The sequence below is a fragment of the Nevskia soli DSM 19509 genome, assembly GCF_000711955.1.
GTDB classification, from domain to species: domain Bacteria; phylum Pseudomonadota; class Gammaproteobacteria; order Nevskiales; family Nevskiaceae; genus Nevskia; species Nevskia soli.
The window spans coordinates 211,881-233,649 of the sequence record NZ_JONR01000007.1; the positions used below are offsets into that span (position 1 = coordinate 211,881).

Annotated in this window: 16 protein-coding genes; 12 read left to right on the forward strand and 4 right to left on the reverse strand. The window is 67.2% G+C overall.

Features of this window, described 5'->3' with window-relative positions:
- Positions 1 to 152: 152 nt before the first annotated feature.
- From BP26_RS0104300 to BP26_RS0104310, 3 genes are all read right to left on the reverse strand, one after another.
- Positions 153 to 1,178 carry an acetoacetate decarboxylase family protein gene (locus BP26_RS0104300; RefSeq protein WP_029919350.1) on the reverse strand — a complete coding sequence of 342 codons (1,026 nt, stop codon included), beginning with the start codon at positions 1,176 to 1,178 and terminating at the stop codon, positions 153 to 155.
- 119 nt (positions 1,179 to 1,297) lie between these two features.
- Positions 1,298 to 5,467: an AAA family ATPase gene (locus tag BP26_RS0104305; protein WP_029919351.1), complete on the reverse strand. Its 4,170-nt coding sequence runs from the start codon at positions 5,465 to 5,467 to the stop codon at positions 1,298 to 1,300.
- Between the two features lie 257 nt (positions 5,468 to 5,724).
- The gene (locus BP26_RS0104310) at positions 5,725 to 7,002 is read right to left on the reverse strand and encodes an acetyl-CoA C-acetyltransferase (protein ID WP_029919352.1); all 1,278 of its coding nucleotides are present in this window, start codon (positions 7,000 to 7,002) and stop codon (positions 5,725 to 5,727) included.
- 194 nt (positions 7,003 to 7,196) lie between these two features.
- Here BP26_RS0104310 and BP26_RS27290 point away from each other — a divergent pair, with 194 nt between their 5' ends.
- The 11 genes from BP26_RS27290 (at position 7,197) to BP26_RS0104365 (ending at position 17,601) form a co-directional block, all read left to right on the forward strand.
- Positions 7,197 to 7,931 (forward strand): TorF family putative porin, encoded by a 735-nt coding sequence (locus tag BP26_RS27290; protein ID WP_051748283.1) that lies wholly within the window; start codon positions 7,197 to 7,199, stop codon positions 7,929 to 7,931.
- Between the two features lie 115 nt (positions 7,932 to 8,046).
- Positions 8,047 to 8,634, forward strand: coding sequence for an RNA polymerase sigma factor (locus tag BP26_RS0104320; RefSeq protein WP_029919354.1), 588 nt, complete (start codon positions 8,047 to 8,049; stop codon positions 8,632 to 8,634).
- Positions 8,631 to 9,311 (forward strand): zf-HC2 domain-containing protein, encoded by a 681-nt coding sequence (locus tag BP26_RS30835; protein WP_051748285.1) that lies wholly within the window; start codon positions 8,631 to 8,633, stop codon positions 9,309 to 9,311. The genes BP26_RS0104320 and BP26_RS30835 overlap by 4 nt, the downstream gene beginning before the upstream one ends.
- A complete protein-coding gene (locus BP26_RS0104330; RefSeq protein WP_036516122.1) occupies positions 9,308 to 10,615 on the forward strand; it encodes a S8 family peptidase in 1,308 nt (435 codons plus the stop codon). The genes BP26_RS30835 and BP26_RS0104330 overlap by 4 nt, the downstream gene beginning before the upstream one ends.
- Before the next feature lie 263 nt (positions 10,616 to 10,878).
- Entirely contained in the window at positions 10,879 to 12,738 is a 1,860-nt protein-coding gene (locus BP26_RS0104335; protein WP_169740642.1) for a TIGR03118 family protein, read from the forward strand.
- A gap of 76 nt (positions 12,739 to 12,814) precedes the next feature.
- The gene (locus BP26_RS27295) at positions 12,815 to 13,357 is read left to right on the forward strand and encodes a hypothetical protein (protein WP_051748287.1); all 543 of its coding nucleotides are present in this window, start codon (positions 12,815 to 12,817) and stop codon (positions 13,355 to 13,357) included.
- Positions 13,354 to 14,451: a putative porin gene (locus BP26_RS0104345; protein WP_029919359.1), complete on the forward strand. Its 1,098-nt coding sequence runs from the start codon at positions 13,354 to 13,356 to the stop codon at positions 14,449 to 14,451. The genes BP26_RS27295 and BP26_RS0104345 overlap by 4 nt, the downstream gene beginning before the upstream one ends.
- Positions 14,452 to 14,515: 64 nt before the next feature.
- Positions 14,516 to 14,824, forward strand: coding sequence for a hypothetical protein (locus tag BP26_RS0104350; protein ID WP_157572349.1), 309 nt, complete (start codon positions 14,516 to 14,518; stop codon positions 14,822 to 14,824).
- Between the two features lie 162 nt (positions 14,825 to 14,986).
- Positions 14,987 to 15,277, forward strand: a complete 291-nt coding sequence (locus tag BP26_RS0104355) for a co-chaperone GroES (RefSeq protein WP_029919361.1) — start codon at positions 14,987 to 14,989, stop codon at positions 15,275 to 15,277.
- A 77-nt stretch (positions 15,278 to 15,354) separates the two neighbouring features.
- Positions 15,355 to 16,995 carry a chaperonin GroEL gene (groL, locus tag BP26_RS0104360; protein ID WP_029919362.1) on the forward strand — a complete coding sequence of 547 codons (1,641 nt, stop codon included), beginning with the start codon at positions 15,355 to 15,357 and terminating at the stop codon, positions 16,993 to 16,995.
- 294 nt (positions 16,996 to 17,289) lie between these two features.
- On the forward strand, positions 17,290 to 17,601 hold the full coding sequence (locus BP26_RS0104365; RefSeq protein ID WP_029919363.1) for a hypothetical protein: 312 nt from the start codon (positions 17,290 to 17,292) through the stop codon (positions 17,599 to 17,601).
- A gap of 12 nt (positions 17,602 to 17,613) precedes the next feature.
- Here BP26_RS0104365 and BP26_RS0104370 read toward each other — a convergent pair whose 3' ends face one another.
- Positions 17,614 to 18,867, reverse strand: a complete 1,254-nt coding sequence (locus BP26_RS0104370; protein WP_029919364.1) for an NAD(P)/FAD-dependent oxidoreductase — start codon at positions 18,865 to 18,867, stop codon at positions 17,614 to 17,616.
- Positions 18,868 to 18,935: 68 nt separating this feature from the next.
- Here BP26_RS0104370 and glnE point away from each other — a divergent pair, with 68 nt between their 5' ends.
- The gene (gene glnE / locus BP26_RS0104375; RefSeq protein ID WP_029919365.1) at positions 18,936 to 21,731 is read left to right on the forward strand and encodes a bifunctional [glutamate--ammonia ligase]-adenylyl-L-tyrosine phosphorylase/[glutamate--ammonia-ligase] adenylyltransferase; all 2,796 of its coding nucleotides are present in this window, start codon (positions 18,936 to 18,938) and stop codon (positions 21,729 to 21,731) included.
- The last annotated feature ends 38 nt before the right edge of the window (positions 21,732 to 21,769 follow it).

A 21,769-nucleotide genomic window follows, 5' to 3' on the forward strand; every position in this document is an offset into this window, starting at 1 on the left:
TCAACTGCGTACACATCATGAGCCGCCTGAAGGCGGCTCATCGCCTCTCCCTCTGGGAGAGGCCGTGCCGCCAGGTACAATTTATATGCAACTAAACGAAAAATGCTCTAGTTACGCGCCCTTGGTCCAGGTTTGCGGAATGATCTCAAGTTTCAGGTTGCCTGCCACTCGATGCTGCCCGCCAGCGTTCTGAAGCCCATGTCGCACCAGAAGCCATAGAGCGGCTTGATCAGGGTGCTGTCGGGGCCGACTTGGTCGGCAAGGCCCAGGTCATTGACGATCTGGTGGCTGTCGCAGGTGGCGATTTCGATTTCGTAGTCGCCGTCGAGAAAGTGGCCGCCTTTCCAGTCGATGATTTCGCAGGGGCTGCTGACCAGGGCCTGGTAGCAGGCGCGGCTGCTGTCCACCGCGTCGCGGAATTGCTTGAGATTGATCACCGGCAGCGGATGTTTGCTGAGGTAGAGGTTGAACAGTTCATCGGCCACTTTGGCGAGGCCTGAGTCGAGCCCGATGCGCTCGATCAGCTCGCGCGCCATGTGCTGGTACTCCGTCCACACCGGCTGTACCTGGCCGTTACGGGAGGTGCCGCGCACCTGGATAATCTTGCCCCACTGGCCTGCGGTGTCTGGCGCGAATTTCTTGAACAGGATTGGTTCGCAGCTCAGATAGCTGGCATTGGCCGGTCCGGTGGGCAACTCGATCTTGGCGAACGACTTGCGGTAGCCCCAGACCTCGCGTCCGGTCACCAGGCCCTCGCTGACGTCGATGAACAGGTAGGGAATCCAGACCCGCAGCTGCGGCAGCAGCGAACCCCGGCGGTGCTGCCACACCGGAATCAGGAAGGCCGCCTCGCGATCCGGCATGTGGCCGATGATCTCGGGTTCCGGCGTGCAATGCCGGGCATCGTTGTAGCAGTGGAACATGAAGCTGGCATCGCGGTCGCAGGGCACTTCCACCGCGCTGTAGCGCAGTTCCCCATCGCTCGCGGCATTGAGCTGCTGGTCGATGAAGGCCTGCAGCTTGTGCCGGCGTGCTTTCAGCGCGAAACCATAGGCGGTTACATTGGTGATGCGCAGCGGCGCGGCGAACGAGGCTTCGCCATGTCCGCGGTCCGAGATGTACAGGGGCAGCTGGGCCGACTTCTTGCGGCTCCCCGGCCACGGTAGCAGGCGCATCATGGTTGAACTCTCCCCGGACCTTCGGCGCGTTGGTTTGTGATGGGCAGGGCGCAGCTTGGCGCAACCCGGCCCTTGGAATCAGAGCCTAATCCGAATCGCCGGCTTGACCCGTGATCCAGTTAACAAACCGTCGGCGGCAGTGCGGATTTTCCATGCAGAGCCAGCAGCTCCGCGCAGATGTTCGCGTCATGCACCGCGCCGATGCGCTGGAAAATCGCCTGGGCCTGCCGCAGTGACGGCATCCCGCCGCCTTCTGCTTCCGGCAGGGCGATGCCCAACTGGCGCAGCGCAAGGCCCTGTTCGAGTGCGGTATTCATTTGCTCCGCGGCAGTCGCTGCGCGCCGCCACCAGGCGATCGCGGAGCGATGACGTCCGCTCAACTGGTGGTAGCGCGCGTACTGTACTGCCGCGGCGGGAAAGCCGGAGGGCACACGGCGCGCGAAATTGAGCATGGCCTTGCACACTTCCCGCGATTTTTTCTGTGCTTGCGGATCGGGGCCGCCGCTTTCCCACTGGTCCATGTAGACCTCCGCCAGCGCGGCGATGCCATCGCAAACGTGGTAGGGCGTAGGCAGGCTTTGCCGCACCAGATCGAGGGCGGCATCCGCGGCAGCCGCTGCTTCGGCGCGCCGGCCGAGGCGCCACTGCGCCTTGGCGATGAGCCCAAGCGAGCGCATGCGGTCGGCGCGGTGCAGGTCGCTGCCCTGTGTCGCTTCCAGTCCCGCGATCAACGGTTCCAGCGGCTGCGCGCGGACCAGGGCCAGGTCCAGCATCGAGCAGTGCCAGAACGACAGGATCTGCGAGGGCACATCCGGGTTCATCGCCGCCTTGGCGCCTTGCAGCACCGTTTCGGCTTCGTCGTAACGCCCCTGCAGGATCAGCGCGGTATAGGTGACGGACTGCGTCTGCTGCCAGCGCACCGCGCCCCCCAGCTGGCGATAGATCTGTTCCGACGGGGCACGGGACAGCGCCTGCCGGTCCCAGACGCCGAGTGTGGCCCAGTAGACCATGTCGACCAGGTAGCCGTAGGCGGCGTCCACCGGGTTGCCGGCGCCGCGGGTGATCTCCATCGAGCGGCGATTGTAATAGTGCGAGGCACGGCGCAGCCCGGCCGCCACGGCGACCACCGCGATGGCGCCGAAGCCGTCGACGATCTCGCGCGTCGCACCGGAGCGTTCGGCCAGGTTGACCGAAGCGATGATCTGGTAGAGCAGATCCAGCGGGCGGTTGTCGAAGAACGAGGACTCGGCCAGGCGCTGATAGATGTGCGCGGCGCGCCGGATCCTGGACCCCACCCCCGCATCCGGAGCCGGGATCGGCGCCGCGGAAGCGCGCCGCGGGAGCAGGCGCAGGCGCAGCTGCAACAGCAGCTCCTTCAGCAGGCCGGCCGCCAGGCCCACCCGGCTTTCGGGCATCGGCAGGTCGAGATGGCCCAGGCAACGCTTGAAGTGCACCGCCGCCTTGTCGTATTCGAACAGTTCCTGGTGGCTGTCGCCGAGGATGCCCTCGCAGATGGCGATGCGCTCCCGCTCCAGCGTGATGCCGTGGCGCTGGGCCAGCGCATAAGCCTTGCGGATGTGCTGGATCGCCGGCCGGTTGGCGAAGCGGTCGAACGCCAGGGCGCCGGCCTTCTCCAGGTAATCGATGGCCTGACTGACTTCGCCGGCTTTTTCCCAATGCAGGGCGAGTTCGGCGTAGTAGGGCTCCAGGTGGCGTGCGTGGCCTCTCTCGATCCACAGCGCGATGTCGCGATGGAATTGGCGGCGCTGCGCATAGGGCAGCAGGTCGTAGATCACCTCGCGCAGGATGGCGTGCTTCACCGCGTACTCGCCGCCGGTTCCGGATGCCGCCGGCTTGATGATGTCGGCGGCCTGCAGGGCGCTGAAGATCGCTTCGAGTCCCGCGGCATCTTCCGCCACCGGATGCAGCTGGCGCAGCATCGCCAGCGAGAACTCGCGTCCGATCACGCTGATCAGCTTCAGCGTCAGCTGCTCGGCCGGCGCCAGCCGGTCGACGCGGCTGATGATCACCCCGTGCAGGGTGGTCGGCATGGTGGCGAGGCCGGTGCTGAGGAATTCGGCGCCGACCCTGCATTCGCCGTCGCTGGTTTCGATCAGCGCCGCGCTGTGCAGTGCCAGCAGCAGCTCCTCGCTGTAGAAGGGATTGCCGCCGGTGCGGGCATAGACGAAGTCGCCGAGTTCCCGCGGCAGTTCGCGCACGCTCAGCTTGTTGCAGGCCAGCAGGTCCAGTTCTTCACGCGGCAGCTGGTCGAGCAGCAGGGTCTGTGTCTCCCCCGCGCGCAGCAGCTTCGCCGTGGTCTCCGCCGCCGAGGGCTCCAGCGGGCGTGTGCCGGCCAGCAACAGCAATTGCGGCACCGCCTCCACCGCCGCCGCCAGGATGCCGGCGGAGGCCTCGTCGCACCAGTGCAGATCGTCCACCGCCAGCAGCGTCGCGCGCTCCGCGGCGAGCTGGCGCAACAGGTGGATCAGCAGCGCGCGGGTGCTGGAGGCGCGTGAGCCGGATTCCATCTGGCGGGTGATGGTGTTGTCCGGGATTTCCAGCGGCAGGATGTCGTTGAGCAGGGGCGCCCAGCTGCCCAGCAGTTCCTCGCCGCGCAGCCGCCGTTCGAGTTCGGCGCGTGCCGCCGTGCTGTCGAATGGCGCGTCGCCGAGCAGCATCTGCTGCAACAGGCGGCGCCAGGCGAAGTAAGGGGTCGCCGATTCGATCGAGGAAGCGTGGCTGATCAGCCCCCGGATGGCGCGCTGCCGCGCCTGCTGCACGGCGTCGCGCAACAGGCGCGACTTGCCGATGCCCGCTTCGCCGCGCAGCAGCAGCAGTCCGCCGTTGCCGTGCAGCAGGGCCTGCAGATCCAGCGCGATGCGTTGTCTTTCGAGGGTGCGGCCGATGATCGGGACTTCCTGCCGCAAGGGTTCGGCCGCGCCGGAGAGCCCCGGGATATAGACCGCTACCGCCTGCGGCCGCCCTTTCACCTGGAGCGGCACGCCGGCGGAGAAGCCCAGCGCCGGCCCCGCGCTGCGCCGCGTCGGTTCGTCGCACAGGATGCCGCCGCCGGCCGCCTGCATCAGACGGGCGGCCAGGTTCACCATGCCGCCGACCAGCGCGACATGCCGCCGGCTCGCGCCGCCGCTGTCGCCGTAGAAGACGCGTCCGTGGGTGATGCCGATGGAACAGTCGATGTCGCGCGCCTTCAGCCGCGCCGCCAGCGACATGGCGGCGCGCACCGCGCGGACGCTGTCGTCTTCGTGCATGCCGGCGGGCAGGCCGAAGGCCGCCAGGGCGCTGACGCCCTTGTCGTCCATCGACAGGTTTTCGAGACTGCCGCCGTAGCGACCGAACTCGCGCTGGGCGCAGTCCACGGCGTATTGGAGGTCGTCCAGCGCGACGGGAGAACTGACGTCCAGCCCCGGAAAGCCGACGAATACCGCGCTGACATTGCGGAATTCACCGAGCCAGTCCCAGTGGCCCGCGCGGAAGCGCTCCAGCAAGGGCCGCGCCACGAATTCCTCCAGGTGCGTGGTCGCCGCGCCGGAATGGGCCGACGCGGCGCGTCGCGCCAGCCGTGTCGGCGGTAAGATCTGATCCACCAGCGCATGGCCCGCATCCAGTTCGCGCCCACGACAGCGTTCGCGGATCAGCTTCCAGGCCGGCGCGCAGACCAGCACCTCGCCGGGCTGCGCCTGGTGATTGGAGGCACCGGCCTGCCGCATCGGCTCTCCGGCGATCAGCCAGCGCCACTTGCCGTCGACGCCGCCGACGATGAACTGGGCCAGCTCGCCGGCGCTGATCGAGACCCGCTGCTGCAACGGCAGGCCGGTGGCGGCCATGACGTCCTTCAGGGCGTTCTGCAATTCCAGGCCGCAGTACACGGCGGCGGCGACGCTGTCGGCGAGGCCGTTCGCACCCGGCCACATGACGACGATGGCATCGCCGACGAAATCCACCACGTCGCCACCGTGGTCGAGGGCGATTTCACTCATGCGCCCGAAGTAGTTGTCGAGCATGTTCGACAACTGCTCCACGCCTTCCGGGCCACGGGCGGAGAACTGGTCGGTGAGGCGGCTGAATCCGGCGATGTCGGTGAACAGCACCACGCCATCGAAGCGGTCGAGGCTGGCATGGCGCTGTTTCACGCCCGGCGGCTCGAGCTGTTCGAGCACGCAATGCGGCAGGTACCGCGACAGCCCGGCCTCGTTTGCCGGGTCGGCTGACGGCGCCGTCATGCCGCCGGCCGCGAGGCGGGTTTCCAGCAGGGTGCGTTCAACCGCCATTGCCGTACCGTTCGCGTGAACGGCCGCGCGGCAGCAGGCTGCAGGACCGATTGGTAACCGGCAAGACCACCTTCCCTGGGGCCGTGCATCTCAGGCAAGGAACCTCGAACACACTCCCCCCAAAAAAACCAGAGCTGCGGTGCCAAGTGAAACGCACCCGTTTACATCCGTCAACGTAGTCGCCGGCCGCGCTATCCCCGGGGCGGCCGGCGCTTTGCCCGGCCCTGTGGGGGCCGGGCCTCAAGCATACACCGGGCTCAGCCCTCGACGATCGCCGTCACGCCCATGCCGCCGGCGGTGCAGATCGAGATCAGGCCGCGGCCGCCGCCGTTCTCGGAGATGATCTTGGCCAGGGTGGCGAGGATGCGTCCGCCGGTGGCGGCGAAGGGATGGCCCAGTGCCAGGCTGCTGCCGTGGATGTTGAGCTTGGCGCGGTCGATGCTGCCCAGCGGCTTGGCCAGGCCCAGCCGCTCCTTGCAGAATTTCGGGTCTTCCCAGGCCTTGAGGGTGCACAGCACCTGGGCGGCGAAGGCTTCATGGATCTCGTAGAAATCGAAGTCCTGCAGCTTCAGGCCGTTGCGCTCCAGCATGCGCGGTACCGCATAGGATGGGGCCATCAGCAGGCCTTCCTTGCGCTCGAAAAAATCCACCGCCGCCGTCTCGTAGCTGGTCAGATACGCCAGGGTCTTGAGGCCGCGCGCCCTGGCCCAGTCCTCCGAGGCCAGCAGCACGGCGGAGGCGCCGTCGGTGAGCGGCGTGCTGTTGGCGGCGGTAAGGGTGCCGTTGACCTTGTCGAAGGCGGGCTTGAGCTTGGCCAGCTTCTCCAGGGTGGAATCGGCGCGCAGGTTGTTGTCGCGCTCCAGCCCCGCGTAGGGGACGATCATGTCGGCGAAGAAGCCGTTTTCGTAGGCCAGCGCGGCCTTCTGGTGCGATTCCAGCGCCAGCTGGTCCTGCGCCTCGCGCGGGATCTTCCATTCCTTGGCCATCACCTCGGTGTGCTGGCCCATCGACATCTTGGTGCGCGGCTCGCTGACGCCGGGAATCAGCGGCGTCAGGTCGCGGGGCCGGAATTTGGCCAGCGCGGCCAGGCGCTGGCCGGTGGTCTTGGCGCGGTTGGCCTCCAACAGGATCCTGCGCAGGCCCTCGCTGACGCCGATCGGCGCGTCGGAGGCGGTATCGACGCCGCCGGCGATGCCGGATTCGATCATCCCCAGGGCGATCTTGCTGCCGACGGTGATGGCCGTTTCCAGGCTGGTGCCGCAGGCCTGCTGCAGGTCATAGGCCGGGGTTTCCATGGCCAGGCCGCAGGACAGCGTGCTTTCCCGGGTCAGGTTGAAGTCGCGCGAATGCTTCAGCACGGCGCCGGCGGCCACCTCGCCCAGGCGCTCGCCATGCAGCTGGAATTTGTCCACCACGCCCTTCAGCGCGGCGGTGAGCATGTCCTGGTTGCTGCGTGTGGCGTAAGCGGTGTTCTGGCGGGCGAAGGGGATGCGCGCGCCGCCGAGGATGGCGACTTTGCGACCATAGGGTTTCATCTGGACACTCCGGGCAGGAAACTTCCGCCGGATTCTAGCTGGTGCCTGTGCCCTGCGCCGCCCGGGCTGTCCGGGGCCGGGAGGGATTACTGCCACGGGTGCTGTGGCCCGGCGGCCATCGGCCCCCGACTTTGCCAAAGTCTGCCGCGACATGCTGATAATTGCCGTCTGTGACGAGGCGGGACAAACCACGGATGCGATTTTCCAAAGCCAGCGGCGTTAGCGCCTGCGGCCTGGCGTTGGGCGCGTTGGCGCTGGGCGCGCCGGCTGCCGCCCAGGCGCAGGGTTGGGGCGCCTCGCTCGGCCTGAGCAGCGATTACGTCTACCGCGGCCAAACACAAAGCGACAACCGGCCGGCCGCACAGGCGGATCTGCACTATTACGCCGCCTCCGGCTGGTTCGCCGGCCTGTGGACCAGCAGCGTGAAGCGCAGCCCGTTCGATTCGACCAGCGTGGAATTCGATCCGTACCTCGGCGTCCAGCGGCCCTTCGCCGGTGACTGGAGCGTGCGTGTCGAGGCGGTGCGCCATCAATATCCCTGGAGCAATTCAGGGCGGCACTACAATTACGATGAGGTGTCGGGCACCCTGGCCTATTCCGATCGCGCCTTTGTGACCGTCGCGTTCTCGCCGGATACCGCGGTCGAGGCCCGCAACGGTAATGTCAGCGGCCGTGCCGCGCTGTCCTATGACCTGGCCCTGCACCAGCCCCTGCCGCATGCCTTCTCCCTCAATGCCGGCGTTGGGTACTACGACCTGCGCTGGGCGGTGGATACCGGCTACGTCTACTGGAATGCCGGCGTCGGCTACGATTTCGGCCGGGTGCAACTGGATCTGTCCTATGTCGGCACCGACGGCACGGCACGGCGCCTGTTTTACGACCAGATGGCGGTGAACCGGCCGATGGCGACGCTGTTGTGGCATTTTTGAGTGGTTCCGGAGCGTTGGCTGCCGCCACCGCAACCTTTGGGGCGGATGGGGGCACTCACCGCCAGGAAGACTCAATCAGCTCAGGAGCGGAACCGGTGCCATGCGAGCCGAAGCGGTGACCCCACCCCAGCCGGGGACAAAAGCGGCTGACAACGATCGTGAACTGGCGCTGCTGCGCCTGGTGGCGCAGGGCGACCGGCAGGCCTTCGAGACCCTGTATGCCGACTATTACCGGCGCCTGGGGCGGTTCCTGGCCCGTCTGACCCAACGCCAGGAACTGATCGAGGAAGCCGTCAACGACACCTTCTGGGTGGTCTGGCAGAAGAGCGGCGAGTTCCGCGGCGATTCCCTGGTTTCCACCTGGATCATGGGCATCGCCTATCGCTGCACCCTCAAGACCCTGCGGCGTGCCGGTGGCGCGGCCACCGAGCCGCTGGTCGAGGAATACGAGGACACCGGCGCGCCGGAGGTGCATGCCCAGCAGGAACTGCGCGACTGGGTCGGCAAGGGCTTGCGTCATCTGCCGCTGGAGCAGCGCACCACCCTGGAACTGGCGTACTACATGGGGCATTCCTGCGAGGAAATCGGCGAGATCATGGATTGCTCGGTGGGCACGGTGAAGGCGCGCATGTTTCACGCGCGGGTCAAGTTGCGCAATCTGCTGCCGGCGCTCGGCGGCATGACGGGAAGAGCCAAGGCATGAACCAGTCGGATGATGTTTTCTCCATTCACCGCCGAGTCTGGGAGTTGATTCCCTGGGTGGTGAATGGGCGCGCATCGGGCGAAGAGCTGCGCATGGTGGAAGAGCACTTGGCGGACTGTAGCGACTGCCGCGAAGAACACGAGTTCCAGACGCGGCTGCGCGCCGCGATGAGCGCCGAGCCGCGTCCCGACACCAAGGCCGACGGCGTTGCCGCCGCCGCGTCCCTGCAGCGTCTGTGGCAGCGCGTCGACGGCGAGGAGGAACCGGCGCTTCCGGTCGTCCGCCGCAGGGCTTCGAGTTCGTTCGCCCGCGGCCTGCTGCTGGCGGTGCTGATCGAGGCGGTCGGCATGGTCGCGCTCAGCGCCGCCCTGTGGACGCGGGACTCGCCGCCGCCCGGCGCGCCGCTGTACCGGACCCTCAGCGCGCCCGCGGAAAATGCATCGCGCGCCACCATCCGCGCCGTGCTGCAGCCGACGCTGACGCTGGGTGAGTTGCAGGCCCTGCTGGAGCGGGCGCAATTGCAGATCGTCGCCGGCCCCAGCGACGCCGGCGTCTACTCCCTGGCCCCGCAGCCGGCGCTGGCTGTCGCGAGTGCGCAGCCGGCGCTGGCGCAGCTGCGCGCGCATCCGGGGGTGCGCTTCGCCGAGCCGATCGATGCGGCGCGGCAGCCGCCATGATGCGGCTGGCCTGCGCGCTGCTGGCCATCGCCCTGGGCCTTGGCCTGGCGGCCTGCGCCACGGTGCCCGGCAGCGCCGACCCTGCCGCCGCGCGGATGCGCGTCGACCCGGCAAGCCTGATCCTGCTGACCGTTGCCAATCCGGCGGGTTCGGTGGCGGCGCATGCCGGCTCCTCCCTGCGCGGCTACGACAGCATCCCCTTGTATACCTCCGGCGACAGGGCGCACGCCGCGGTGGTCGCGATCGAACAGGATTACGGCCTGCGCGAGGTCGCTGCCTGGCCGATCATGCCGCTGCGGGTGCATTGCGTCGTGCTGGAGGTGCCGTCAGGCGCCTTGCGCGAGGAAGTGCTGTCGCGACTGTCGCGCGATCCGCGCGTCGGCCTGGCGCAGCCGATGCAGACCTTCGGCACGCTGAGCAGCGCCTACAACGATCCGTATTTCGGCTTGCAGCGCGGCTTTGCGCAGATCGACGCCGCCGACGCGCAGCAATGGTCGCGCGGCGACGGCGTGCGTGTGGCGGTGATCGATACCGGCATGGACAGTGCGCATCCCGACTTGCAGGGACGGGTGGAAACGCAGCGCAATTTCGTCGACGACGACAGCCGCCAGTTCGACGCCGACCGTCATGGCACCGAGGTCGCGGGAATAATCGCCGCCGCGGCCAACAACCGTGAGGGCATCGTCGGCATCGCGCCCGGCGTGCATATCTTTGCACTGAAGGCCTGCTGGGAGGTGCAGCCGCACGCCGACGGGGCGCAGTGCAACTCCTTCACCCTGGCGCAAGCCCTGACTGTCGCCATCGAATCCGGCGCGCGGGTCATCAATCTCAGCCTGGGTGGACCGGCCGATCCGCTGCTGGCGCAACTGGTGAGCTACGCCCTGAAGCGCGGCATCGTGGTGATCGGCGCGGTGCCGCCCGACGGCCGTGTCGACGGCTTTCCCGTCGGCGTGTCCGGCGTCATCGCCGTCGACGCCATCGAACGCAGCTCCGCCAGTACCGCGGTGCTGCATGCGCCGGGGCGCGAGGTATTGACCCTGACGCCGGGCGGCCACTACGACTTCGTCTCCGGCTCCTCGTTGGCGGCGGCGCACGTCACCGGCGCGGTGGCCCTGCTGCTGGCGATGAATCCGCATCTGGACGCTTCGTCCGTCTACAGCCTGCTGAGCCGCACCAGTGTTGCGGACAGCGGCGGGATCACCGCCATCAACGTCTGCGCCGCAGCGGCGCTGCTGCGGCCCGAAGGCGGCTGCGGTACCGTGCGGTCCGCTAATGCCGATGTGCGCGGAGCGACCGCGCACTGAAGGTTCTGCGCCTGCCGCCGCCTGACGGATCAATCGGGTACTCGATATAACCGTATGACAGGCGCGAAGCGGCGCGGTCCCGGCACTCCCTGAAAATTCCTCCTGTTGTGCGCAACCTTTGTCTCGCGCACCGGTACTCATCCACAGACGGCAAATCCTGAAGCGGGCATTCGCGGCAGCAACCCCTGGTTGCGGCCGCGGCGCCTACGCGGCAAGCGGACATTTGCGCGTCATGGATTGCATTACAGGACAGGAGAGACGACATGGAATTTCGTGGGGCTTCATTGAAAGGTTTATCGTTTGCACTGTGCATGGCCTTGCTCTCCGCCTGCGGCGGAAACGACGGTTCGGGCTCATCGTCGGGCAGTTCCGGCGGCATATACGGCGGTTCGAGCAGCTCATCCGGCAGCGGCGGCTCCAGCAGTTCCGGCAGCTCGAGCGGCAGCGCGAGCGCCGCTCCCTATACCGTGACCAACCTGGTGGCGGACATCAGCGGCCTGCAGTCCGGCGCCGGTACGCCCGCGACCCGGCTCGACAAGAACCTGGTCAATCCCTGGGGCCTGGTGTTCGCGCCCTCGGCGCCGGTATGGATCGCCAACAACGGCAGCCAGACGTCCACGCTGTATGACGGTGACGGCATGGTGCAGAAGGGGCCCTTCGTGGTTCCGGCCGGAGCCAACGGCGACGCCGATCCCACCGGCATCGTCTTCAACGGCACCGCCGCGGATTTCGTGGTGAGCGAGGCCGGCAAGTCCGGCGGCTCGGTCTTCATCTTCGACGGCGAGGGCGGCACCATCGCCGGCTGGTCGCCGACGGTCGATCCGGTCAACGCGGTGACGGTTTACAGCGACGCCGGCGGCGCGGTCTACAAGGGGCTGGCGGAAGCCGCGAACGGCGGCGCCAACTTCCTTTACGCCACCGACTTCCACAACAACAAGGTCGACGTGTTCGATCGCACCTTCGCCAAGGTTTCCGGCGGCAGCAACTTCGCCTTCAAGGATCCCGCGCTGCCTGCCGGCTACGCGCCGTTCGGCATCGCCGCCCTGACGGTCAAGGGGCAGGTGCAGCTGTACGTGAGCTACGCCAAGCAGCAGGCGCCGGACAACCACGACAACGCCGACGGCGCGGGACTGGGCATCGTCGATGTGTACACCACGGCGGGCGTGCTGGTGAAGACGCTGGTCGCGACAGGCGGCGCACTCAATGCGCCCTGGGGCATGGCCCTGGCGCCGGCCGATTTCGGCGCGGTCAGCAACGAGCTGCTGGTGGGCAACTTCGGCGACGGCAAGATCAACGTCTATGATCCTGCCGCCGGCACCTTCATCGGCACCCTGGCCGACAGCAGCAACAAGCCGATCGCGCTCAGCGGACTGTGGGGCATCGCCTTCGGCAATGATGCCACCGGCCTGAACCAGCCGCACAACACCCTGTTCTTCACCGCCGGCACCAACGGTGAAGCGGACGGCGTGTACGGCCGCATCGACGCCGGCCCCGGCGCGCCGAGCTTCAAGCCCACGGTCACGCTGAGCGCGCCCAGCGGCACACTCAAGGGGACGGTGACCCTGACCGCCACGGCCACCGACAGCGTCGGCATCAAGCAGGTGCAGTTCATGGCCAACGGCACCCCCATCGGCACCGCCACCACCGCACCGTTCAGCGTGCAATGGGATACCACCAAGGTGGCGGACGGTTCGGTGACGCTGAACGCCACCGCCACGGACGTCGACGGCAATACCGGCACGGCCGCGCCGCAGACCGTGACCGTCACCAATGCCGCCGCACCGGCGGCGACCACTCTGACGCAGCTGCAGACGAACTTCTTCACGCCGATCTGCTCAGGCTGCCACAGCGGTTTCGGCACCTCGCTGCCGGGAAGCCAGAACCTGACCGCGGGCAACAGCTTCGGCCAGATCGTCAATGTGCCCAGCGTGGAACAACCGGCACTGTTCCGGATCAAGCCGGGCGATCCAACCAACAGCTATCTGATCCAGAAGATCATGGGCACGGCGGCGGTCGGCTCGCGCATGCCGCTGGGTTGCGGCAGCGCACAGGACCCCTGCCTGACGCAAGCGCAGATCGACATGTTCATCTCCTGGGTCAATGCCGGGGCGCTGAACAACTGAGGACGCGGCGCGCCCCGCCGGATGGCGGGGCGCGCACCGCGGCAGCGGTGTCACTAAACAGCGGGGGAATTCAACGATGCGACAGCTTGTTGCGGCTTCACTGTGGCTGGCCGGCGCGCTGATGCTGAGCGCATGCGCCGGCAGCGGCGATGGCCTGGACCAGAACGGCCAGCCGATCGGCTCCGGTTCGAGTTCCGGAGGCGGCGGCAGTTCCAGTTCCAGCTCCGGTTCCGGCTCGGGCAGCAGCGGCGCCACGGTGTCGTTCCAGACCATCCAGGATCAAGTGTTCACGCCGATTTGCGCCCAATGCCATGCCGGCGCCTCGGCGCCGCAAGGCTTGCAACTCACCCAGGGCGCGGCCTACGCGATGATCGTCGGCGTACCCAGCCAGGAGCAGCCGACGCTGAAGCGCATCGCGCCCGGCGATCCGGATAACAGCTACCTCGTGCAGAAAATCATGGGCACGGCGGCAGTCGGCGCGCAGATGCCGGATGGTTGCCCCGTCACCCAGCCCTGCCTGAGCACGGCGACCATCGACCTGATCCGCCAGTGGGTCAGTGAAGGCGCGCCGCCGCCACCTTCGTCTTCCAATGACGCCGGCACCCCGGGGGAACAATGAACCTGCGCGCCTTGAAGTTCTGGTCCCTGTGCCTGCTGCTGGCGACACAGCTGCTGGGCGTGCGTGCGCATGCCGAGCCCTACCTGGCCCTGCGTGAAGGCCTGCCTTGTGGTGCCTGTCACGTCAATCCCACCGGCGGCGGCATGCGCAACACCTACGGCGATGTCTATTCGCAGACGCAGATGCCGCAGCAGCAGGTCGATCTCGGCGGCCGCGGCTTGTGGCTCGGTAACCTCACCGACTTCCTGCGCATCGGCGGCAACCTGCGCGACGACTTCACCTGGAACGACACGCCGCACCAGAAGAAAGCCGACAGCTTCGCCATCGACGACTTCCGCATCTACGGCGCCGCCGACGTCATCCAGAACCGCTTGCAGCTATACGTGGACGAGCGCCTGGCCCCGGGCGGCACGCAGAGTCGCGAAGCCTATGGCCTGCTCTGGCTCGACCAACACCAGGTCTACGTCAAGGCCGGACAGATGTACCTGCCGTATGGCTTGCGCCTGCAGGACGACGAGGCCTTCGTGCGCCAAGCCACCGGCATCAACTACACCACGCCGGACAACGGCGCGGAGTTCGGCTATCAACATGGTTCCTGGAACGCGCAACTTGCGATCACCAACGGTACCGCCGGTGCCGCCGAGAACAACCAGGGCAAGCAGATCACCGGCAGCGCGGTCTACATCAAGCCGGGATGGCGCCTCGGCGTCAGCTACAGCGACAACGACGGCAGCGTCGGCAAGCGGCAGATGAGCGGCCTGTTCGGCGGCTTCCGCACCGGTCCGGTGGCCTGGCTGGCGGAAGTCGACTACATTGCCGACCACACTGTCGCGCCGCGGCTGGACGAGTACGCCGGCCTGCTGGAGGCGGACTGGGCTTTCCTGCGCGGCAACAATCTGAAGCTCACCGCCGAGTACCTCGATCCAGATACGCACATCGCCCACAACAACCAGAACCGCTTCAGCATCGTGTGGGAATACACGCCGATGCAGTTCCTGCAGACGCGCCTGGGCGTGCGCAAGCTCGACGGCATTCCGCAGAACGACTTGCAGAACGCCACCGAAGGATTCATGGAAGCGCACGTCTTTTTCTAGGATTTCGTCGAGGCACTGCTTTACCGCAACGCCCGCTCCGGATGATCGGAGCGGGCGTTTGCGTATGCGGCAGGCCCGCTGCTACACGCGTTCACCATTCTGTCTTGATGCCGGAGTAATTTCCGCGAAGAAGCTCGTCGTTCAAGGCAGGAAGCCGATGGCAAACCAGCTTGGAAAGGTCAACCACATCGTCCAGCTGATGCTGGAGAACCGCTCATTCGAGCAGATGCTCGGCTTTCTCTATAGCGGCAGCAGCAATGTTTCCGCGGCGGGGGAGCTGCCATACTCGCGCCTGCACCGGCTCCGGCGGCCCGAAGCGAGCAGGAGGGGCAGCCCAAGGGCCGTCGCCGGTGACCAAAGGCGCAATGGGTGAAAAAAAAGAAAAGCTCCCCTTTCCGCCTCAGCCCCTTGAACTTTCCCGTCCCGTCCTCAAGAATTAGCAGCCTTCATGGGAGAGTGCTAACAGCTGTTGGCCGGCTGTGGCGGAAGTTCCGTGAAAAATACTGCGCAGTCAACTGCTTAGAGGAGTTTTGGTATGAAGCTACGTCCCTTGCACGATCGCGTGATCGTGAAGCGTCTGGAAGAAGAGAAGAAAACCGCTGGTGGAATCATCATCCCGGATCAGGCCGCCGAAAAGCCGTTGAAGGCTGAAGTGGTCGCGGTCGGCCCCGGCAAGATCACCGACGACGGCAAGCTGCAGGCCCCCGACATCAAGAAGGGCGATCACGTCCTGATCGGCAAGTACTCGGGCACTGAAGTCCGCGTCGAAGGCGAGGACCTGGTGGTCCTGCGCGAAGACGACATCATGGCCGTCTTCACCAAGTGATTTTCACGCAGTGAAAATCATCCCCGCGAAGGCGGGGATCCAGATCAAAAGATCAACAGATTCCTGAGGAATAGAACATGGCAGCTAAAGAAGTTAAGTTCGCTGATGACGCCCGCAGCCGCATGGCCGCCGGCGTCAACATCCTGGCGAACGCAGTCAAGGTCACCCTCGGCCCGAAGGGCCGCAACGTCATTCTCGACAAGTCCTACGGCGCCCCGACCGTCACCAAGGACGGCGTCAGCGTGGCCAAGGAAATCGAGCTGAAGGACAAGTTCGAGAACATGGGCGCGCAGCTGGTGAAGGAAGTCGCCTCCAAGACTTCCGACGCCGCCGGCGACGGCACCACCACCGCCACCGTGCTGGCCCAGGCGATCCTCGCCGAAGGCCTGAAGTCGGTCGCCGCTGGCGTCGACCCGATGGACATCAAGCGCGGCATCGACAAGGCCGTGGAAGTCCTCACCGCCGAGATCAAGAAGATCTCCGTGCCGTGCAAGGACCGCAAGGCCATCGCCCAGGTCGGCACCGTGTCGGCCAACAGCGATGAGGCGATCGGCGAGATCATCGCCAACGCCATGGACAAGGTCGGCAAGGAAGGCGTCATCACCGTCGAAGACGGCTCCGGCCTCGAAAACGAGCTGGATGTGGTCGAAGGCATGCAGTTCGACCGCGGCTATCTCAGCCCGTACTTCATCAACAACGCGCAGAGCCAGCAGGTCGAGCTGGAAAACCCGCTGATCCTGATCAACGAGAAGAAGATCTCCAACATCCGCGAGCTGCTGCCGGTGCTGGAAGGCGTGGCCAAGTCCGGCCGTCCGCTGCTGATCATCTCCGAAGACGTCGAAGGCGAAGCGCTGGCCACCCTGGTGGTCAACAACCTGCGCGGCATCCTCAAGGTCGCGGCCGTCAAGGCCCCGGGCTTCGGCGACCGCCGCAAGGAAATGCTGAAGGACATCGCCATCCTCACCGGCGGCCAGGTCATCGCCGAGGAAATCGGCCTGTCCCTGGAAAAGGCCACCGTGGCCGATCTGGGCACCGCCAAGAAGGTGCAGATCACCAAGGAAAACACCACGATCATTGATGGCGCCGGCGCCACCAAGGAAATCGAGGCCCGCGTCAAGGAAATCCGCCAGCAGCGCGACGACGCCACCAGCGACTACGACCGCGAGAAGCTCGACGAGCGGATCGCCAAGCTCGCCGGCGGCGTGGCCGTGATCAAGGTCGGTGCCGCCACCGAAGTGGCCATGAAGGAAAAGAAGGCCCGCGTCGAAGACGCCCTGCACGCCACCCGTGCGGCCGTCGAGGAAGGCATTGTCCCGGGCGGCGGCGTCGCCCTGGTCCGCGCCTCCAAGGTGCTCGAGAAGCTGAAGGGCGCCAATGACGACCAGACGGTCGGCATCCGCATCCTGTACCGCGCCATCCAGGAGCCGCTGCGCCAGATCGTGAAGAACGCTGGTGAAGAGCCCTCCGTGGTGCTGAACAAGGTGCTGGAAGGCAAGGATGCGTTCGGCTACAACGCCGCCAACGGCACCTACGGCGACCTGCTCGAACTTGGCATCATCGACCCGGCCAAGGTGACGCGCCTGGCCCTGCAGAACTCGGCCTCCGTGGCCGGCCTGCTGCTCACCACCGAAGCGATGGTGGCCGAGCTGCCGAAGAAGGACGAGCCGGCAATGCCGGGCGGCGGTGGCGGCATGGGCGGCATGGGCGGCGACTTCTAAGTCCCGCTTCACCGCAACGCCAAAGCTGTAAAGCTGTGACGCAAGGCCCCGGCGACGGGGCCTTGTTTTTGTGTGCGTGGAAACGCTCCGGTGGCGGGCTGGCTTTTCTGCCGGGGCGGCGGCTTGCGCCGCGGTCATCGTTTCGCCGATCGCCTTGATTGCCCCCAGGCCAGGCACCAGAATCGGAGTTGTCCGAGACAGCGGCTTCACCGTGGCGAGGGCCGGGCTGCTTTTTCCGCTTTCCGCAACATTGGCCGGGCAGGCGTCACGCCGCGGCAGACGAGGTCGTCGAGCATGTTCCTGCTGGTGCGCAACAAGTGCTGTCCCGAGTGCCGCGCGCCGCACCAGGAACTGCTGCAGGACACGCGCGTGGCAGGGGGCTCGGTTGCCGGTGCTTTTCTGGCCAGCTTCGCGCCCGAGCTGGTGGTATGGCTTGCCGTCGGTGCCGGCCTGCTCGCCAGGGGGCTGCTCGGGGTCAGCGTCGGCATCGCCGTGTTCTGCCTGCTGCTGCTCGGTGCCTGGTGGCTCGAGCGCCGGCTCACCATCTACCTCTGCCTGGTGTGCGGGCGCAAATCGCGCTACGCCGAATTGCTGCGGGTCAAATGAGGCCTGCGCGTCTCAACGCATGAAGCGTTCAGGCCGGTAAGGCGCCGGGTCCAGGCTCGGCGTCCGGCCGGTCAGCGATTCCATCACCAGTTGCGCGGTGATTGCCGACAGACTCACGCCGAGCATGCCGTGGCCGGTGGCCAGGGTCAGATTGGAGACGTCCGGGGCGCGCCCGATGATCGGCAGGTCGTCATAGGTCATCGGCCGCCAGCCATACCATTGCTCTTCCACAGAGGGGCCTTCCGGCTCTTCCAGGTACTCGGCGGCGCCGCGCTTGAGCGCATCCAGGCGCCGCTGGTTGAGCGTCGTGTCGTAGCCGGAGAATTCCATGGTGCTGCCCAGGCGATAGCCGCTGTCCCAGGCGGTGACGCAGACGCTGCGCTCCTGCAGCACCAGGGGGATCCGCGTGCCGCGTTGCGGCCGCGAATAGGTGATCGAATAGCCCTTGCCCGGCTGGATCGGCAGGTGCAGGCCCAATTGCTTGCCGAGCTGCGGCGACCAGGCGCCGAGCGCGAGCACCACTTCATCCGCGTTAATTTCGCCCTGTGCCGTGATGACTCCTGTCAGGCGATCACCGTTGCGATGGAAGCCCTGCATGGTGGTCTGTTCGAGGATGGTGCCGCCGGCCGCGCGCACCGCGCGCGCCAGTTCGGCCATGTAACGGTCCGGGCGCAGGCGCGCATCGCCGGAATGCCAGTGGCCGCCGGCCATGCCATCCTTCAACGCGGGTTCTTTTGCCCGCAGCGCGGCGCCGTCGAGCAGCTCCACCGGTACGCCCACCTCGCGCAGCATTGCATAGTCGCGGTGTGCCCTGGCCAGGGCCTGTTCCGTGCGCCAGACGTAGAGCGTGCCGCTGTCGACGAACTCGCAGTCGAGCAGCTCGTCGCGGATCAGCGCGCCCAGGCGTTCGCGCGAACGCAGCAGCAATTCGGTTTTGACGTGCGCGGTGCGGCGAAAATCATCTTCGTTGCAGCGCCGGGCGAAATTCAGCATCCAGCCGAGCAATTCCGGGTCGAGCGTCGGCTTGACGTAGAACGGCGCGTCGCGCTTGAGCATCCATTTCAACGCCTTGCCCACCGTGCCGGGCGCGTGCAGCGGCAGGTGGCTCGGTGTGATGGTGCCGCAATTGCCGCGCGAGCTGCCGTGGCCGACCACGCCCTTGTCCAATAGGGTGACGCCGCGGCCGGCCCGCAGCAGCAGCAATGCACAGGACAGGCCGATGACGCCGCCGCCCAGGATCAGGATTTCGCTCTTGGTGGATCGCACCCGCTTATTGTCGCATCGGGCGCGCCATCGGGGCGAGGGGCATCGGTCGCCGGTAAACTGGGCCGTCCATGGATATCTTGTCCGAATTGCAGTCTGTTTCCCCGGCCGGGATCGCCGCACTCCTGCCGCGCGTATTCCGTGCCAGCCCCTTTGTCGCCGGCATCTTTGCGCGCCAGCAGGACTGGGCGAAGGCGGCGCTGGCCGGGGGTGAACTGGAACAGGCTCCCGTGCTGCCGGTTGCGGAGCGCCTGGACGCGACGCTGGCCGGCGCGGCGGACGAAGCCGCCGTGATGCGCGAGCTGCGCGCCTTCCGCAACCGCGAAATGGCGCGCATTGCGGTTCGTGATATCGCCGGTTGGGCGGGGCTGGACGAAACCCTGAGGGCCTTGTCCGATCTGGCGGATGCCAGTTGCGAGTCCGCCCTGCGTTTTGCCGCCGGTGTGCTGCAGGCCCGTCACGGCGTGCCGCGTGACGAGGATGGCGCGGAAGCCAGGCCGATCGTGCTCGGCATGGGCAAGCTCGGCGGCCGCGAACTGAATTTCTCTTCCGATATCGACCTGATCTTCGTCTTCACCGGCAACGGCGACACCGACGGTTCGCGCCCGGTGAGCAATGCCGAGTACTTCGCGCGGCTGGCGCAGGACACCGGCAAGCTGCTGTCGACCCGCACCGCCGACGGTTTCGTTTTCCGGGTCGATACCCTGCTGCGTCCCTTCGGCAGCGTCGGCGCCCCGGCGGTATCGATGGACGCAATGGAAATGTATTACCAGCAGCATGGCCGCGAATGGGAACGTTACGCCATGATCAAGGCGCGGCCCGTCGCCGGTGATCTCGAGGCGGGACAGCAACTGCTGCAGGGCCTGCGCCCCTTCGTCTATCGGCGCTACCTCGATTTCGGAGCTTTGGGCGCCCTGCGCGAACTGAAGGCGATGATCGACCAGGACGCGCACAAGCGCGGCGCCGAGGACAATCTGAAGCTGGGGCCCGGCGGCATCCGCGAACTGGAATTCATCGTGCAGCTGTTCCAGCTGATCCGCGGCGGCCAGGATGCGCGCCTGCGCGACAACCGCCTGCGCCCGGTGCTGCACTACCTGGGCGAGGCCGGGCACCTGCCGCCGGAAACGGTGGCCGCGCTGGACCAGGCCTATGTATTCCTGCGCCGCAGCGAGAATGCGGTGCAGATGTATGCGGACGAGCAGACGCACCGCTTGCCGCAGGCACAGGAGGCGCGCGAAGCGCTGTGCGCGGCGCTGGATATCGACGACGGCTGGGCCGGCCTGCTGCTGCGGCTGGACCCGCTGCGCGTCCGCGTCCGTGCCGAATTCGAGCGCCTGTTCGCCCAGCCGGTGGCGGGAACGGCGCATGCGCCGTCGGCCGTGGCCGAAGACCTGTGGCAGGACGAAGGCGAAGAGCTCGAAGCCACACTGCGCGGTCTCGGTTTTGTGCAGCGCCCGCAGGACGTGGCGCGCAGCCTGCAGGACCTGCGCCAGTCGCGCCAGGTGCGCGCCCTCAAGGACGCCGCGCGGCCGCGTCTCCAGGCCGTGCTCGGCGCGCTGGTGCACGAGGCCGTCACCCAGGCCGATCCGGAGGAGGCGCTGATCCGCACCCTGCGGGTGCTCGCCGCCATCGTCGGCCGCAGCACCTACCTGGCCCTGCTCGCCGAAAGCCTGGGGGCGCGCCGGCAGCTGCTCAAGCTGTGCGGCGCCAGCCCCTGGATCGTCGACCTGCTGGCGCAGACCCCGGCCCTGCTCGATACCCTGCTCGACGCGCGCCTGGCCAACGAGGCGCCGGACCGCGCCGCCCTGCGCGAGGAGCTGCGGCGGCGGGCGGCGGGCGTCCCGGCGGCGGAAGCGGAAACGGTGATGGACCTGCTGCGCGGCTATCGGCAGGAGATGACCCTGCGCATCGCCGCCGCCGACCTGTCCGGTGCCTTGCCGCTGGTGCAGGTCAGCGACCGTCTCACCTGGCTGGCCGAGGCCATCGTGGCGCAGGCACTGGACTATGCCCGCGAGCAACTGGCGCCGCAGCTTGGAACGCCGCCGGGCGGGGACGACGACCTGGCCCTCATCGCCTACGGCAAGTTCGGCAGCATCGAGCTGGGCTACGGCTCCGATCTCGACCTGGTGTTCGTCTACCAGGCCGAAGATCCGGACGCCGGCACCGGGGGCGGCACGCGCAGCGTCGCCGCTTCGGAATACTTCGTGCGCCTGGTGCAGCGCGTGGTGCAGTTGCTGTCGGCGCGTACCGTTGCCGGCCGCGCCTACGAGATCGACCTGCAGCTGCGGCCCAGCGGTAATTCCGGCCTGGTGGTCACCGGGCTGGCCGGCTTCGCCCGCTACCAGCGCGAGAGCGCCTGGACCTGGGAGCATCAGGCCCTGCTGCGCGCGCGCAGCGTCGCCGGCGGCGCGCCGCTGTGCGCGGCCATCGAGGCCATCCGCCGCGAGGTGCTGATGCGCCCCCGCGATGCGGGCAAGCTGCGGGCGGAAGTGGTGGAGATGCGCGCGAAAATGCGCGCCAGCCTGGAAAAGCGCCAGGTCGGGCGCTGGGACGTGAAGCAGGGCGGCGGCGGCCTGATCGACGCCGAATTCATCACCCAGTACCTGTGCCTGCGCCATGCCGCGCAGCATGCCGGCGTGGTCGAATACACCGACAACTGGCGCCAGCTCGAGGCCCTGGCCGCGGCCGGCCTGGTCGAGGCGCCGCAAAAGGACGCCCTGCTGGCCGCCGAGCGGGCCTACCGCGGCTGGCTGCACCGGCGCTCGTTGCAGAGCCAGGATGCTTTGGCCGATGATGCGGACCTCAAGGAACACCGCGCCGCTGTTTCGGCGCTGTGGAATCATTTCATGCTGGGAGAATCGATTTGATCGTAGTGACTGGCGCCGCCGGCTTCATCGGCGCGAAC

Coding starts and splice junctions, on each gene's coding strand:
- BP26_RS0104300 (WP_029919350.1), bottom strand. CDS start 1,178: ATGATGCGCCTGCTACCGTGGCCGGGGAGCCGCAAGAAGTCGGCCCAG.
- BP26_RS0104305 (WP_029919351.1), bottom strand. CDS start 5,467: ATGGCGGTTGAACGCACCCTGCTGGAAACCCGCCTCGCGGCCGGCGGC.
- BP26_RS0104310 (WP_029919352.1), bottom strand. CDS start 7,002: ATGAAACCCTATGGTCGCAAAGTCGCCATCCTCGGCGGCGCGCGCATC.
- BP26_RS27290 (WP_051748283.1), top strand. CDS start 7,197: ATGCGATTTTCCAAAGCCAGCGGCGTTAGCGCCTGCGGCCTGGCGTTG.
- BP26_RS30835 (WP_051748285.1), top strand. CDS start 8,631: ATGAACCAGTCGGATGATGTTTTCTCCATTCACCGCCGAGTCTGGGAG.
- BP26_RS0104330 (WP_036516122.1), top strand. CDS start 9,308: ATGATGCGGCTGGCCTGCGCGCTGCTGGCCATCGCCCTGGGCCTTGGC.
- BP26_RS0104335 (WP_169740642.1), top strand. CDS start 10,879: ATGGAATTTCGTGGGGCTTCATTGAAAGGTTTATCGTTTGCACTGTGC.
- BP26_RS27295 (WP_051748287.1), top strand. CDS start 12,815: ATGCGACAGCTTGTTGCGGCTTCACTGTGGCTGGCCGGCGCGCTGATG.
- BP26_RS0104345 (WP_029919359.1), top strand. CDS start 13,354: ATGAACCTGCGCGCCTTGAAGTTCTGGTCCCTGTGCCTGCTGCTGGCG.
- BP26_RS0104350 (WP_157572349.1), top strand. CDS start 14,516: ATGCGGCAGGCCCGCTGCTACACGCGTTCACCATTCTGTCTTGATGCC.
- BP26_RS0104355 (WP_029919361.1), top strand. CDS start 14,987: ATGAAGCTACGTCCCTTGCACGATCGCGTGATCGTGAAGCGTCTGGAA.
- groL (WP_029919362.1), top strand. CDS start 15,355: ATGGCAGCTAAAGAAGTTAAGTTCGCTGATGACGCCCGCAGCCGCATG.
- BP26_RS0104365 (WP_029919363.1), top strand. CDS start 17,290: ATGTTCCTGCTGGTGCGCAACAAGTGCTGTCCCGAGTGCCGCGCGCCG.
- glnE (WP_029919365.1), top strand. CDS start 18,936: ATGGATATCTTGTCCGAATTGCAGTCTGTTTCCCCGGCCGGGATCGCC.